Origin of the sequence: Streptomyces sp. NBC_01716 (assembly GCF_036248275.1) — a bacterium.
Taxonomy (GTDB): domain Bacteria; phylum Actinomycetota; class Actinomycetes; order Streptomycetales; family Streptomycetaceae; genus Streptomyces.
Genome location: NZ_CP109181.1, coordinates 798,419 through 812,057, shown reverse-complemented (window position 1 = coordinate 812,057; position 13,639 = coordinate 798,419). Strand labels below are relative to the sequence as shown.

At 72.1% G+C, this 13,639-nt stretch carries 13 protein-coding genes and 1 pseudogene; 10 read left to right on the top strand and 4 right to left on the bottom strand.

From position 1 onward, the window contains the following. Positions 1-99: 99 nt before the first annotated feature. From OIE74_RS03515 to OIE74_RS03500, 4 genes and pseudogenes are all read left to right on the top strand, one after another. Positions 100-1,524 (top strand): annotated as a pseudogene (locus OIE74_RS03515) (wax ester/triacylglycerol synthase family O-acyltransferase); the annotation flags it as partial. 1,203 nt (positions 1,525-2,727) lie between these two features. Then, a complete protein-coding gene (locus tag OIE74_RS03510) occupies positions 2,728-3,702 on the top strand; it encodes an aldo/keto reductase (protein ID WP_329378282.1) in 975 nt (324 codons plus the stop codon). Then, entirely contained in the window at positions 3,699-4,565 is an 867-nt protein-coding gene (locus tag OIE74_RS03505; RefSeq protein ID WP_329378280.1) for an amidohydrolase family protein, read from the top strand. The genes OIE74_RS03510 and OIE74_RS03505 overlap by 4 nt, the downstream gene beginning before the upstream one ends. A gap of 69 nt (positions 4,566-4,634) precedes the next feature. Continuing rightward, positions 4,635-5,501 carry an Fpg/Nei family DNA glycosylase gene (locus OIE74_RS03500; RefSeq protein WP_329378278.1) on the top strand — a complete coding sequence of 289 codons (867 nt, stop codon included), beginning with the start codon at positions 4,635-4,637 and terminating at the stop codon, positions 5,499-5,501. Positions 5,502-5,519: 18 nt separating this feature from the next. Here OIE74_RS03500 and OIE74_RS03495 read toward each other — a convergent pair whose 3' ends face one another. After that, positions 5,520-6,188 carry a zf-HC2 domain-containing protein gene (locus OIE74_RS03495; protein WP_329378276.1) on the bottom strand — a complete coding sequence of 223 codons (669 nt, stop codon included), beginning with the start codon at positions 6,186-6,188 and terminating at the stop codon, positions 5,520-5,522. A 102-nt stretch (positions 6,189-6,290) separates the two neighbouring features. On the opposite strand from OIE74_RS03495, the gene OIE74_RS03490 reads away from it, so the two are divergent. From OIE74_RS03490 to OIE74_RS03475, 4 genes are all read left to right on the top strand, one after another. Next, a complete protein-coding gene (locus OIE74_RS03490) occupies positions 6,291-7,040 on the top strand; it encodes a LytR/AlgR family response regulator transcription factor (protein WP_329378274.1) in 750 nt (249 codons plus the stop codon). Positions 7,041-7,150: 110 nt separating this feature from the next. Next, a complete protein-coding gene (locus tag OIE74_RS03485; protein ID WP_329378272.1) occupies positions 7,151-7,513 on the top strand; it encodes a hypothetical protein in 363 nt (120 codons plus the stop codon). Continuing rightward, entirely contained in the window at positions 7,510-8,997 is a 1,488-nt protein-coding gene (locus OIE74_RS03480; RefSeq protein WP_329378270.1) for a sodium/solute symporter, read from the top strand. Before OIE74_RS03485 ends, OIE74_RS03480 begins: the two co-directional genes overlap by 4 nt. Further along, positions 8,994-10,190 (top strand): histidine kinase, encoded by a 1,197-nt coding sequence (locus OIE74_RS03475; protein ID WP_329378268.1) that lies wholly within the window; start codon positions 8,994-8,996, stop codon positions 10,188-10,190. Before OIE74_RS03480 ends, OIE74_RS03475 begins: the two co-directional genes overlap by 4 nt. Positions 10,191-10,247: 57 nt before the next feature. Here OIE74_RS03475 and OIE74_RS03470 read toward each other — a convergent pair whose 3' ends face one another. Further along, positions 10,248-10,793: a hypothetical protein gene (locus OIE74_RS03470; protein WP_329378266.1), complete on the bottom strand. Its 546-nt coding sequence runs from the start codon at positions 10,791-10,793 to the stop codon at positions 10,248-10,250. Positions 10,794-10,854: 61 nt separating this feature from the next. Between OIE74_RS03470 and OIE74_RS03465 the strand changes: the two genes are divergently transcribed. Further along, positions 10,855-11,100: a zf-HC2 domain-containing protein gene (locus OIE74_RS03465; RefSeq protein WP_329378264.1), complete on the top strand. Its 246-nt coding sequence runs from the start codon at positions 10,855-10,857 to the stop codon at positions 11,098-11,100. Here OIE74_RS03465 and OIE74_RS03460 read toward each other — a convergent pair. Further along, positions 11,037-11,615 (bottom strand): sigma-70 family RNA polymerase sigma factor, encoded by a 579-nt coding sequence (locus tag OIE74_RS03460; protein ID WP_189108488.1) that lies wholly within the window; start codon positions 11,613-11,615, stop codon positions 11,037-11,039. The genes OIE74_RS03465 and OIE74_RS03460 overlap by 64 nt on opposite strands. Before the next feature lie 271 nt (positions 11,616-11,886). Between OIE74_RS03460 and OIE74_RS03455 the strand changes: the two genes are divergently transcribed. Further along, positions 11,887-13,089 (top strand): CapA family protein, encoded by a 1,203-nt coding sequence (locus OIE74_RS03455; RefSeq protein WP_329378260.1) that lies wholly within the window; start codon positions 11,887-11,889, stop codon positions 13,087-13,089. Between the two features lie 36 nt (positions 13,090-13,125). Here OIE74_RS03455 and OIE74_RS03450 read toward each other — a convergent pair whose 3' ends face one another. Further along, positions 13,126-13,587 carry a universal stress protein gene (locus OIE74_RS03450; protein ID WP_329378258.1) on the bottom strand — a complete coding sequence of 154 codons (462 nt, stop codon included), beginning with the start codon at positions 13,585-13,587 and terminating at the stop codon, positions 13,126-13,128. Positions 13,588-13,639 lie beyond the last annotated feature (52 nt).

The following is a 13,639-nucleotide window of genomic DNA, read 5'->3' as shown; positions in this document are numbered from 1 at the left end:
CAGTGACACTAACTGAACGTTACTACTTGATGCTTGACCGTAACCGACCGTCGGCGATTGACTTGCCGTCTCCACCCCTCCCCAAGACATGAGGCCCCCTTGACCACCGAGCTGCTGGCACCTCTCGATCTGGCCTTCTGGCATCTCGAATCCCCGGACCATCCGATGCATCTCGGCGCGCTCGCGGTCTTCGGGCCGGTGCGGGACCGCCTGGAGGCGGACGGTCCGGCCGCCGGGGCGGGCGCGCGGACCGCCCGCCCCGGTGACGAGGCGCTGCTGGAGCTGCTCGCCACCCGCGCGGCGGCCGTCCCCCGGCTCCGGATGCGGGTACGGGACGTGCTGCTGCCCGTGGGGGGCGCGGCCTGGAGCGTCGACAAGGACTTCGACGTACGCAGACACGTCAGACACCTGGAGCTGCCCCCCGGAGACTTCGCCGAGGAGACCACGCGGCTGGCCGGGGAGCTGATGGAACGGCCGCTGGAACGTGGCATCCCGCCCTGGGAGATGTACCTCCTGACGGGCGGCCCAGGGCCGGATTACGCACCCGAGGGGCGGCGGCCCTTCGCCGTACTCGTGAAACTGCACCACGCGCTCGCGGACGGCATGCGCGCGGTGGCCATCGGCGCGGGGATCTTCGACCAGATCGCCGACGCGCGCGCGGCCGGCGCCCGCCGGACGCGGCCCGCGTCGCCCCGGTCCTGGCTGCCCGGCCCCTGGCAGATGGCCGACATCGCGCGGGACCGGATCGGTGAGCTGGCGAGGGCGCTCGGGATCGGCGCGTCGATGGTTCGCGCGAGCCGGCTCGACCTGCGCGGTACGCCCGCGCTCACCGCGGGCTCCAGCGGCACGCGGCGGCTGGCCACGGCGGTGCTGGCGCTGGAGGACGTACGGGCGGTACGCAAGGCGCACGGCGGCACGGTCAACGACGTCCTGCTCGCCACGGTGGCGGGCGGGCTGCGGCGCTGGATGCTGGAGCGGGGCGAACACCTGCCGGAAGGCTCCTCGGACCCGCGCGCGCTGGTGCCGGTCTCGGGGCGACGCCCGAGCCGGGCCCGGCAGAACGCGGGCGGCGGCTCGGGCTCGGGCAACGTGCTCTCCGCGTACCTCGTGGGCCTGCCCGTCTCCGAGCCGGACGCACGGACCAGGCTGGCGGCGGTACGGCGGGTCATGGACCGCAACAAGAAGGACGGCCCCACGCGTGGCGCGGGAGCCCTGGCCGTGATCGCCGACCAACTCCACCCCCTGGCACACCGCCTCGGCGCACCTCTCGCGTCCAACGCGGCCCGGATCCTCTTCGACATCCTGGTGACGAGCGTCCCCCTCCCACGCACGACGCTCTCGTTCGCGGGCTGCCCGCTGCGCGAGGTCTACCCGATGGCCCCGCTGGCCCGCGGCCAGTCCCTGGCGGTGGGCCTGACGACCTACGGCGGCCAGGTCCACGTGGGCCTGGTGGCCGACGGCAAGGCGGTACCGGACCTGGACGGCCTGGCGAAGAACATGAACGATGAGCTGAACGAACTGCTCACCACGATGCCGCCGCACGAAGCCCCGCGCGCCGAACCGGGACTCATCCCCGACCCCTCCAAGCGGGCGGCTCGCACCAAGACACCCGCCAAGCCTGCGGCGCACGATGAGCGGTCCGCGGTAGCGGCGTCGGCTTCCGACCGTGCGGCTGGCGCGGAGGCACGGAGCGCCGGGCCTGCGGCGCACGACGAGGGGCACGCCGTGGTGGCGTTGGTTTCCGACGTGCCGTCCGCCGAACCGGCGTTGGCTTCTGACCGTGCGGCTGGCGCCGAGGTACCGAGCGTCCAGCCCGCGGGTCTTGCCGAAGCCGCATTGACGGCGAGCGGTGCGTCGACGTCTGCCAGCTCGGCGACGAGCGTTCCGCCTGCGGCGCCCGCCAAACCGGCGAGGTCCTCGAACCGCGCGTCTCGCGCCAAAGCCGCACCGAGGGCGCGCGAGCGTGCGGTGCACGATGAGCGGTCCGCCGCAGCGGCGTTGGCTTCTGACCGTGCGGCTCGCGCCGAGGCGTCGAAGGTCAAGCCTGTGACTCCTGCGGAAGCCGCATTGACGGCGAGCGATTCGGCAGTGCCTGCCGGATCGGCGTTGATCGTTGCACCAACGGCGCCCGTCGAGGGGTCTGCAAAGTCGGCGAGAGTTTCTGACCATGCGGCTCGCGCCAAGGCGTCAACCGTCAAGCCTGCGGCTTCTGCGGAAGCCGCACTGGCGGCGGGCGAGCGTGCGGCGCTTGCGGCGCGCGAGGAGCGGGCTGTCGTAGCGGCGTTGGCTTCCGACGCCGTGTGCGGCGAACCGGTACCAAGCGAATCGGCAGCGCCTGCCGTGCCTTCGGCGCCCGCCTGGCGGTCGGTCGGACCGCAGTCGAGCGGTTCACCGGCGCCAGCTGAAACGGCCCTGGCCCCCGGCCTCGCGGCTCGCGTCGAACCGCCCGAGACCGCAACCGCGCCTGCGGCGCACGCCGAGCGGCCCGCCGCCGAACCCGAACCCCCCACCCAGCTCACCCTCGTCGCCGAACCCGCCGTCGTCCAACTCGCCCGATAGGTCCGACAATTCGGCCCTTGCCCGCGCCGTCCGGTGGTGGTCCCGATCACCGTGCCGACCGAAGCCGAACAGCCCCGGTCACCACACACTTCGCCCGCCCAAAAGTGTTGACGCCACCCCAGTCATCCGATGAATATTCTCGGTGTCAACTTCGGGAGGCACAGCGCAATGCGGCAGAACACCCTCGGACGCGGCGAGGTCGGCGTGTCCGAGCTCTCCTTCGGATCCGCCGGGATCGGGAATCTCTACACCCCCGTCGAACCCGACCAGGCCGCCGCGGCGGTCGATGCCGCCTGGGGCGCGGGCATACGTTACTTCGACACCGCGCCGCACTACGGTCTCGGCCTCGCCGAGCGTCGCGTCGGGGAGGCACTGCGGGGCCGGCCCCGGGGCGACTACACGCTGTCGACCAAGGTGGGGCGGCTCCTTGAGCCCCTGCCGTTCGCGGACGGTGACGACCTCGACAACGGCTTCGCCGTGCGCGCCACGCACCGTCGCGTATGGGACTTCAGCGCCGACGGCGTACGGCGCAGTATCGACGACAGCCTGGAGCGGCTCGGCACCGACCGGATCGACATGGTCTACCTCCATGACCCGGACGACCACGTCGCCGAGGCCCTGGCGCAGGCCTACCCCGCGCTGGAGCGGCTGCGCGCCGAGGGAGTCGTCGGTGCGATCGGGGCCGGGATGAACCAGACCGGCGTGCTCACCCGGTTCCTGCGGGACACCGACATCGACGTCGTCCTGTGCGCCGGCCGCTACACGCTCCTCGACCAGTCCGCCCTCGCCGAACTGCTCCCCGAGGCCGCCGCGCGCGGCCGGAGCGTGATCGTCGGCGGCGTCTTCAACTCCGGGCTGCTCGCCGACCCGCGACCGGGCGCGACCTACGACTACGCGGCGGCGCCGCCCGCCCTCCTGGAGCGCGCCCTGCGTATCAAGTCCGTCGCCGAGCGGCACGGCGTCCCCCTGCGCGCCGCCGCCATCGCCTACCCCCTTCGTCATCCGGCCGTCGCGAGCGTCCTCGTGGGGACCCGCTCACCGGGCGAGGTCCAGGACGCCGCGGAGATGTACGGCCGTACGGTCCCCGACGCGCTCTGGGACGAGCTGCGCGCCGAGGGCCTGCTGGAGGGCGACGCCCGATGAACCGGCAGCCGACCACCTCCGCGCCCGTCGTGGACGCCCACCACCACGTGTGGGACCTGTCCGTACGCGACCAGGACTGGATCACCGGTCCCGCCATGGCACCCATCCGGCGGAACTTCACCGTCGCCGACCTCGCTCCCGAGGCCCGCGCCGCCGGCGTCGGTGCCACCGTGCTCGTCCAGACCGTCACGGTCCCCGAGGAGACCCCCGAATTCCTCGCACTCGCCGACGCGAACGAGCTGATCGCCGGTGTCGTCGGCTGGACCGACATCACCGCCCCCGATGTCGCCGACACTCTCGCCGCGCTGCGCGCGCTGCCCGGCGGCGACAAGCTCGTGGGAATCCGCCACCAGGTCCAGGGCGAGCCCGACCCCGAGTGGCTGCTGCGTCCCGGCGTACGGCACGGGCTCGCCGCCGTGGCCGCCGCCGGGCTCGCGTACGACCTGATCCTCCTGCCGCACCAGCTGCCGGCGGCCACCGCGGTCGCCGCACTGCTGCCCCAGCTGACCTTCGTACTCGACCACCTCGGCAAGCCGCCCATCGCCTCCGGCGGCCTCGACCCCTGGGCCGGCCATATCCGCGCGCTGGCCGCCCGGCCCAACGTCGTGTGCAAGCTCTCCGGCATGGTCACCGAGGCCGAGTGGGACTCCTGGACGGCCGACACGCTGCGCCCGTACACCGAGACCGTGCTCGACGCGTTCGGCTCCGCGCGCCTGATGTTCGGCTCGGACTGGCCGGTGTGCCGATTGGCCGCCAGTTACGGCGAGGTCGTGGACGTCACCCGCGAGCTGACCGCCGGCCTGAGCGGGAACGAGCGGCGGGCGGTCTTCGGCGGGACGGCCACCACGGTCTACGGCCTCTGACCAGCGGCTCCGGCCCCCTCGTGCCATGCTCACCCGGCGTTTGCCCCGGCGGTGCGGCACCCTGGGGGCATGCCCGAAGTTCCCGAGGTCGAAGCGCTGCGAGAGTTCCTCGACGGCCATCTGGTCGGCAAGGAGATCGTTCGCGTCCTGCCCCTGACGATCAACGTCCTGAAAACCTACGACCCCCCGCTCGCCGCCCTGGCCGGCACCACCGTCAGCGCGATCGAGCGCCACGGCAAGTGGCTCGACATCGTGGCGGGCGACTCCGGCCTGCACCTCGCGGTCCATCTGGCCCGCGCGGGCTGGCTGCGCTGGAAGGATGAGTTCCCGCCGGCCCCGCCACGCCCCGGGAAGGGGCCGCTCGCGCTGCGGACGGTGCTCGCCGAGGGCGACGGGTTCGACCTGACCGAGGCGGGCACCACCAAGCGGCTCGCCGTCCATCTCGTACGGGACCCCTTCGAGGTCCCGGCCATCGCGACCCTCGGTCCCGACCCGCTCCACGACGCCTTCGACCGGGACGCGCTCGCCGCACTGTTCACAGGCGAGCGGCGGCAGCTCAAGGGCGCCCTGCGGGACCAGCGGCTGATCGCGGGCATCGGCAACGCCTACAGCGACGAGATCCTTCACACGGCGAAGATGTCGCCCTTCAAGCCGGTCCAGAATCTGACGGAAGACGAGATCACCGTCCTGTACGACGCCATGCGCTCGACGCTGAACTCGGCGATCGAGCGTTCGCGGGGCGTCGCGGCGGGCCGGCTGAAGGCCGAGAAGAAGAGCGGTCTGCGGGTGCACGGGCGGGCCGGTGAGGAGTGTCCGGTCTGCGGCGACACCATCAGGTCGGTCTCCTTCGCCGACTCCTCGCTCCAGTACTGCCCGACCTGCCAGACCGGCGGCAAACCGCTGGCCGACCGCACGACGTCACGCTTCCTCAAATAGCCCCACGGCGCGCCCCCGTCACCCGCCCCGTACCGTCATCAGCCGGTGCCCGGCCGCCGTCCGCACCTCGAACCGGTCGATCTCGTACGGCCGCAGCGCGGCGCCGCCCCAGGTGACCATCGGCCCCCCGCCGTCCCCACGGGCGGACCAGGTCATCACGGTCTCCTCCGACCCGTCACGGCCCACGGCGACCAGCTCGCACACCCCGGCCGCCGTCGACTTCGACAGCTCCAGGGCGACATCCGTGCCCCAGCCCTTCTCCGCCGCCGTCACGACGGCCGCCGTCCCGGTCCTGCGGTCCGTCGCCGTCCACCGCTCGGCGGTCGGTGCCCCCGGGGAGCCGCCGTCCCCCCGCGTCTCGACGATCGCGAACGGGCCGCCCACCGCGATCACCACCGCCGCGGCGACCAGCGCCAGCCGCCGTCTTCGGCTCAGCCGCCGCCGGGCCGCCGTCCCTTCGAGCATCCGGTGCAGCAGCTCGGGCCCCGCCGACACGAAGGGAGCCACCCGCGGGGGCGTCTGCCGCGTGTACTCGTCGAGCTGACCCCGCACCCCGCCGAAATCCCCCAACAGCAGTGTGCACTGGGGGCAGTCCATGAGATGGTCCTCGAAACGGAAAGCATCGGCAGCGTCGAGCACGCCGAGCGCGTAGGCGCCGACGTCGCGATGGATCTCCGGGGTCCGCATGCCCCCTCATACGGCGCGCGAAGGCAAAACACTCAAGCCCGCCTGCTTATCCACATCACGGTCCGGACTCAGCGGGCCCCAGAGCCCTTAAACTTCCCCGTCATGCTGCGTGTACTGGCCGTGGACGACGAAGAGCCGGCCCTCGAAGAGCTGCTGTACCTTCTCCGCGCCGACCCACGGATCCGCGGCGCCGAGGGCGCCACCGGCGCGACCGAGGCGCTGCGCCGTATCGGAGCCGCACTGGACGCCGGTCCCGACGACCCGGCGGCCGTCGACGTCGTCTTCCTCGACATCCACATGGCGGGACTGACCGGACTCGATGTCGCCAAGCTCCTGGCGGGTTTCGCCCAGCCCCCGCTGATCGTCTTCGTCACCGCCCACGAGGGCTTCGCCGTCCAGGCGTTCGACCTCAAGGCCGTCGACTACGTCCTGAAACCCGTCCGCAGGGAGCGGCTGGCCGAGGCCGTGCGCCGCGTCGCCGAACTGGTGGGGGAGCGCGGCCCGGTCGTCGACACCTCCACCGACCAGATCCCGGTGGAGCTCGGCGGAGTGACCCGCTTCGTCCCCGTCGCCGACATCGTCTACGCGGAGGCCCAGGGCGACTACGCCAGACTCCACACCGACACGGGCAGCCATCTGGTCCGAATCCCGCTCACCACCCTGGAGGAGCGCTGGCGCTCCCGCGGTTTCGTCCGGATCCACCGCCGCCATCTCGTCGCCGTGGCCCGGATCGACGAACTGCGCCTGGACGCCGGCGCCATGAGTGTGCGCGTCGGTGACGCGGAACTGGCCGTCAGCAGGCGGCACGCCAGAGCCGTACGCGATCTCCTGATGCGGCTGCCCGGCCGCTGACCAGGCTCTTCACCGGGCGGAGCAGGGGTGTGCCGGGGGTTCCATCCGGCTTGACGATCTGCTTACACTCCGGCCCTGGCACGACCGAGGTACGAGGGGGAGAAGACAGCATGACCGCGGAATCCGCCCCCAAGCGCGAGGTTGTCACCGGCGAACCGCGCCGGGTGCGCCCGCTGCCCCGCTATCGCGCCCAGGCCGAGATCGACGAGCAGACCGCGCTCGGCGACGCCTATGTCCGTTCGCTCATGCGCGGCCAACTCCGCGCGGGGCTCACCGCGTTCGCGCTGCTGGCCACGGTCGTCGGCACGCTCCCGCTCGCCTTCGCCGCGCTGGGGGACCCCACCGTCGTCTGGGTGGTGCTCGGGGTCGCCGCCTATCCGCTGCTGACCCTGCTGGCCTGGTGGTACGTACGGCGCGTCGAGCGCAACGAGCGGGACTTCGCCCGGCTGGTGAAGGGCCGGCCGCTGCCGTGAGCCAGAGCTACACGGTGACGGCCGTCGCCGTCGTGGTGGTCGCCACCGTCCTCGTCGGCGGTTTCGGCCTGCGCATATCCCGCACCACCTCCGACTTCTACGTGGCCTCCCGCACCGTGCGCCCCGGCCTCAACGCCGCCGCGATCAGCGGCGAGTACCTGTCCGCCGCCTCGTTCCTCGGCATCGCCGGCCTGCTCCTGCTGCACGGCCCCGACATGCTTTGGTACCCGGTCGGCTACACCGCCGGCTATCTGGTCCTGCTGATCTTCGTCGCCGCCCCGCTCCGGCGCTCCGGCGCGTACACCCTCCCCGACTTCGCCGAGGGGCGTCTGGAGTCCCGCCCCGCACGGCGCGTGGTCAGCGTGCTGGTCGTCGGTGCCGGCTGGCTCTATCTGGTGCCGCAACTCCAGGGCGCGGGCCTCACGCTGGAAATCCTGACCGGCGCGCCCAACTGGTTCGGTGCCGTCCTCGTCGCGGTCGTCGTGGTGGTGGCCGTCGCCGCGGGCGGCATGCGCAGCATCACCTTCGTACAGGCCTTCCAGTACTGGCTCAAACTCACCGCCCTGCTCGTCCCCGCGATCTTCCTGCTGCTCGCCTGGCAGGGCGAAGGACGACCCGCGATCGACTTCGACCTCACCGAGATGTCGAGCCGCGCGGACCACCCGATGTACGCGACGTACGGACTGATCGTCTCCACCTTCCTCGGCACCATGGGCCTGCCGCACGTCGTGGTCCGCTTCTACACCAGCCCCAACGGCCGGGCGGCCCGCCGGACCACCGTCGGTGTGCTCGCCCTGATCGGCGGCTTCTATCTGCTGCCGCCGGTGTACGGCGCGCTCGGGCGGCTGCACGCCCCCGCGCTCGACCTCGGTACGGACGCCGACGCCGCCGTCCTCCTGCTGCCCGATCTGGTCATCGGCGGCACGGCGGGCGATCTGCTCGGCGCGCTCGTCGCGGGCGGCGCCTTCGCCGCGTTCCTGTCCACCGCGTCCGGTCTGACCATGGCCGTCGCCGGGGTGCTCACCCAGGACGTGCTGCCCTCACGCGGCGTACGGCATTTCCGGCTGGCGACCCTGCTCGCCATCCTCGTACCGCTCGGCGGCTCGCTGCTGATGAGCGGCATGCCGGTGGCGGACGCCGTCGTGATGGCCTTCGCCGTCTCCGCGTCGTCGTTCTGCCCGCTGCTGGTGCTCGGCATCTGGTGGCGGCGGCTCACCCCGCCCGGCGCGATCGCGGGGCTGCTGCTCGGCGGCGGATCGGCGCTGGTGGCCATCGTGATCACGGTCAGCGGCGCCGTACGGTCGGGCTGGCCGCAGGCCCTGCTCGCCTGGCCCGCCGTCTGGTCGGTCCCCGTCGGCTTCCTCGCGATGATCCTGGTCTCGCTGGCCACCCAGTCGCGGATACCACCGGGGACCAAGGCCGCCATGACCCGTTTCCATCTGCCGGAGGCCCTGATGCCCGGTGCCAGGGGAGGCCCCCGATGAGCGGAGCCGCCCTCGCCGTACTGATCGTGCTCGGCCCGCTGCTGCTCGCGGCGGGCTATGTGCTCGGGCGCCGTACCGGACGCGGGCGCCCCGACCGGACCAGCGACGTCGGTACGCCCGTCGAGCACGCCACCTTCGAGACCCTGCACACCGCGTCGCTCGCCGCGCCGCCCCTGCGGGCCGGACTCACCGAGGAGAGCGCGGGCAAGGCCGCCCGCAGGCTGCGCTCGATGCTGGGGACCGACGCGCTCTGCCTCACCGACCGGGACCGGGTGCTCGCCTGGGACGGCCTCGGCGAGCACCACGGCAAGCATGTGATGGACCATGTGCAGACCCTGCTCGGCAGCGGACGCGGCACAGCCTTCCCGAGCGGCTGCGGCGATCTGGACTGCCCGCTGCGCTGGGCCGTCGCCGCGCCGCTGACCGTCGACCACCGGGTGCTCGGCACTCTCGTCGCCTACGCGCCACGGGAGTCGGCGGTCCTCGCGCGGGCCGCGGGCGAGGTCGCCCGCTGGGTCTCCGTACAGCTCGAACTCGCCGAACTCGACCGCTCCCGCACCCAGTTGATCGAGGCGGAGATCAAGGCGCTGCGCGCCCAGATCTCACCGCACTTCATCTTCAACTCGCTGGCCGCCATCGCCTCGTTCGTCCGCACCGATCCCGAGCGCGCCCGTGAACTGCTCCTGGAATTCGCCGACTTCACCCGCTACTCGTTCCGCAGGCACGGGGACTTCACCACCCTCGCCGACGAACTGCACTCCATCGACCAGTACTTGGCACTCGTCAGGGCGCGCTTCGGCGACCGCCTCTCGGTCACCCTCCAGGTCGCGCCCGAGGTGCTGCCGGTCGCCATGCCGTTCCTCTGTCTCCAGCCGCTCGTCGAGAACGCCGTCAAACACGGCCTCGAAGGCAAGATCACGATGAGCCACATCACCATCAGCGCCCTCGACGCCGGCTCGGAGGCGGAGGTCGTGATCGAGGACGACGGGGTGGGCATGGACCCCGAGCGGCTGCGCCGCATCCTGCGCGGCGAGGGAGGGCTGTCCACGGGCATCGGACTGCTCAACGTGGACGAGCGGCTGCGGCAGGTCTACGGGGACGACTACGGGCTCGTCATCGAGACGGGGGTGGGGGCGGGAATGCGGATCGCGGTACGGATCCCCAAGTACCGCGCGGGTGTGCACGGCACCTGAACCAGCCTCAGGAGCGGGGCGGCGCACGGGAGTTCAGGGGTGAGAGGGTCGGCGGCCTCAGAACAGATGTATCGCCAGATGCCCCAGCGGCAGCCCCAGCTGCCATGCCGGGGTCCACACCTGCGGCCCCTCCTCCTCGTGCCCCTCCGCGCCCACGTCACCGTCGGCGCGCGGGTCACCGCCCTGCGCACCCATCGCGTCGAGATCCGGCGCCAGCAGTTCGGTCTCCTCCAGCCACCGCCAGGCGGCCAGGGCCAGCTCCAGATCCGGGTCGGGGCCGGCGGTCCCGGTCCGTTCCGCCTGGAAGGCGCGGGTCTCCAGCAGGTCAAGCTGGTGACAGACCCATTCACGCCAACCGGTGCCGTACGCGGTCAGTGTCCGCCACTCGGCCATCCGCGCCACCCCGCCGGCGCCGCCGACCGGTCCGTCGGACAGGAAGATGGTCAGGGCGAGGGCGTCGCGGCCGGCCCGGTACTCAAGTGTGGTGGGCGGCATCAGGTCGCCGGTGCGCAGCAGTTCGTCGGCGACGTACTCCGCGTACATCCATGCCATGGGGACGAGCAGGCCGCCACCACGGCCTTCGTCATGACGTTCCGGACGCATTGTTTTCCGCCTTCCTTCCTCTCCGGGGACGCTGCTTCACCGAGCATTGAACCGGCGGCCGGTGCCCAGCGTGGCCAGAAGAGCAGGATCGGACAGCGGACCGGAGGCGATTGTGACGAGTGAGGCCGGCGGTGACCCGCATGTGCGGTCGCAGCTCGGTGCCTACGCGCTGGGAGGGCTCACGCCCGATGAGGACCGGCTGATCTCCGAGCACCTGGACGGTTGTCCCAGGTGCGCCGCCGACTATGCGGAGGTGGCCGATGGCGCGGCGCTCCTCGCACTCTTCGACGAGGAGGACCTGTGGTAGCCCGGCAGCGAGCGGCCGAGGGCGCGCAGCGCGTAGTAGGAGCGGGACTTGACGGTTCCGGCCGGTATGCCAAGCACCTGAGCGGCCTCGACGACGCTCAGGCCCTTGAAGTAGATCTGGGCGAGGACGGCGCGGTGCTCCGGGCTCAGCGACTTCACCGCCTGCCGTACGTCGAGCGCGGCGACGGACCGCTCCGTGGGATCGCCGGGTTCCGGGGTGGCTTCGAGTACGCCGTCGCTGACTTCGGCCGGGCGGGCCAGACGTGAGCGGCGGGCGTCTATCGCCAGCCGGCGGCCCACGGTGAAGAGCCAGGGCCGCATGGACTCGTAGGGCCCCTCGAACGCCTCGGGGTGCTGCCAGGCGCGGACCAGTGTCTCCTGGAGCAGGTCCTCGGCGCGCTGCCGGTCGCCGTAGGTCAGACCGAGCAGGAAGTGGAGCAGCGCGGCGCCGTGCTCGCGCTGCAACTCCGCCAGCGCCCGCTCGTCGGTCGTCGCCGTGGCCGTGGCGGTGGTCATCGTGAACGTCCCTTCTCGCGGGGGTCCGGGTGTTCGGCGTCGTCGCCGTTGGCGTATCGGAACGCATCCGGTACGTCCGGGGACAGACGGCTCACAAGGGTCTGCGACGAGCGGTCGCTCCGCGCGGCGAGTGGTGCGGTGAACGGTTCGGCCGATCCGCTTCATCCCTTTCGGGTGCTTCACCGGTTCGGGAGCATTAGTCGTATTAATATGACGATATGTATGCGTTGACCGTTTGGTCGCCTTCCTCATCCATGAAGGAGCCTGACCGATGACGACGCGCATGCGACACGGAGCGATGGCCGCCGCTGCCCTGCTGCTCGCCACGGCCGCGGGATGCGCCGGAGGCGGCGACTCCGGCCCCGACTCCGAGCGCCCCGTCAGGAACGGCACCGGGCTGGGCTCCTCGGCGAGCGGCGAGGCGGGAAAGCGGGGCGGATTCACGCTCGTCGCCTCCGGGGACGTCCTGCCGCACGACTCCGTCATCGCCCGGGCCAACGTCGACGCGGGCGGCACCGGGCACAACTTCGTACCGATGCTCTCCGGGGTGAAGTCCGTCGTCTCCGCCGCCGATGTCGCGATCTGCCACATGGAGACGGTGTACGGCCCCGACGGCGGACCCTTCACCGGCTACCCGTCGTTCAAGTCGCCGCCCGAGGTCGCCACCGCGCTCAGGGCGACCGGCTACGACTCCTGCTCCACCGCCTCCAACCACACCCTGGACGCCGGCGTCGACGGCATCACCCGTACCCTCGGCGCGCTCGACAAGGCCGGTGTCAAGCACGTGGGTTCGGCCCGCTCGGCCGACGAGGACACCCGGCCCGCGCTGCTCGAAGCCGGCGGCGCGAAGATCGCCCAACTGGCTTACACCTACGACACCAACGGCATCCCGCTGCCGGCCGGACAGCCCTGGGCCGTCGACCTCATCGACGAGGAGAAGATCGTCGCCGACGCGCGCGCCGCACGCGCGGCGGGCGCCGACGTCGTCGTCGTGAGCATGCACTGGGGCACGGAGTGGCAGGAGGCGCCGGACGAGAGGCAGTTGGACCTCGGCCGGCGGCTCACCGCGTCCGCGACCGACGGCCGTCCCGACATCGACCTGATCGTCGGCACGCACGTCCATGTCCCGCAGGCGTACGAGAAGGTCAACGGCACCTGGATCATCTACGGCATGGGTGACCAGATCGCCGGCGAGATGACCAACAACGCCGGACAGCACGACCCGCGCGGCACCCAGGGCTCGATCGGCCGGTTCACCTTCGCGCCGCCCGCGGCCAGGGGGGAGCGCTGGCCGGTGACGAAGGCGGAGTTCATCCCGCAGACCATGGACAACAACGCCGGACGCGTGGTCAATCTGTCGCGGGTGCGGGACAACGACCCGGCGAGGGACGGCTACCGGGCCACGCGGTCCGCGATCGAGGCGGCGGTACTCTCGCGCGGCGCCGCCAAGGACGGCCTGACGATGGGCCGTTGACACGCGGCTGACACCCGGCACCCATCGGCCGTCGCCCTACGGAACGACCGTCACCGGCCACCGGCCCGCCTTGACCAGCCGCACCGCCACCGAGCCGATGAACCGGTGCCCGGCCGACTCCGACGCGCCCACCACCACGGCGTCCGCCTTCAGGTCGTCGGCCGCGGTGACCAGCCCGTTGTAGGGGTCGCCGCGCAGCGTGTGGAACTCCCAGCGGACGTCCCATATGCCCTTGACCCGCTCCGCGTTGGCGCGGATCTCCTCGGCGAGACTCTCGGCGATCTCCTCGGTCGTGTCGGCGACCGGGGCCCCGAGGGCGGCGCCCGACGGCAGCAGCGGCTGCACGTACACGACGGCGAGAAGGGCGTTCTGCCGCCGGGCGAGACCACCGGCGTACGACGCCGCGCGCAGCGACGACTCGGAGCCGTCCACACCGGCGACGATCACCTTGGGGCCGTCCGTGCCACGCTCGAAGGGGGAGGGCTGCTGATCCGTCACGGCAGAGAGGCTATCGGCTCCCGGGAGAAGCGCCCAGGCGGGTGGCCGGGGT

Bases quoted from the DNA above. Each gene is read 5' to 3' on its own strand.
- OIE74_RS03460 (WP_189108488.1), bottom strand. From the start codon at position 11,615: ATGACCACCGCCACGGCCACGGCGACGACCGACGAGCGGGCGCTGGCG.
- OIE74_RS03500 (WP_329378278.1), top strand. From the start codon at position 4,635: ATGCCCGAAGTTCCCGAGGTCGAAGCGCTGCGAGAGTTCCTCGACGGC.
- OIE74_RS03495 (WP_329378276.1), bottom strand. From the start codon at position 6,188: ATGCGGACCCCGGAGATCCATCGCGACGTCGGCGCCTACGCGCTCGGC.
- OIE74_RS03505 (WP_329378280.1), top strand. From the start codon at position 3,699: ATGAACCGGCAGCCGACCACCTCCGCGCCCGTCGTGGACGCCCACCAC.
- OIE74_RS03490 (WP_329378274.1), top strand. From the start codon at position 6,291: ATGCTGCGTGTACTGGCCGTGGACGACGAAGAGCCGGCCCTCGAAGAG.
- OIE74_RS03455 (WP_329378260.1), top strand. From the start codon at position 11,887: ATGACGACGCGCATGCGACACGGAGCGATGGCCGCCGCTGCCCTGCTG.
- OIE74_RS03485 (WP_329378272.1), top strand. From the start codon at position 7,151: ATGACCGCGGAATCCGCCCCCAAGCGCGAGGTTGTCACCGGCGAACCG.
- OIE74_RS03510 (WP_329378282.1), top strand. From the start codon at position 2,728: ATGCGGCAGAACACCCTCGGACGCGGCGAGGTCGGCGTGTCCGAGCTC.
- OIE74_RS03475 (WP_329378268.1), top strand. From the start codon at position 8,994: ATGAGCGGAGCCGCCCTCGCCGTACTGATCGTGCTCGGCCCGCTGCTG.
- OIE74_RS03470 (WP_329378266.1), bottom strand. From the start codon at position 10,793: ATGCGTCCGGAACGTCATGACGAAGGCCGTGGTGGCGGCCTGCTCGTC.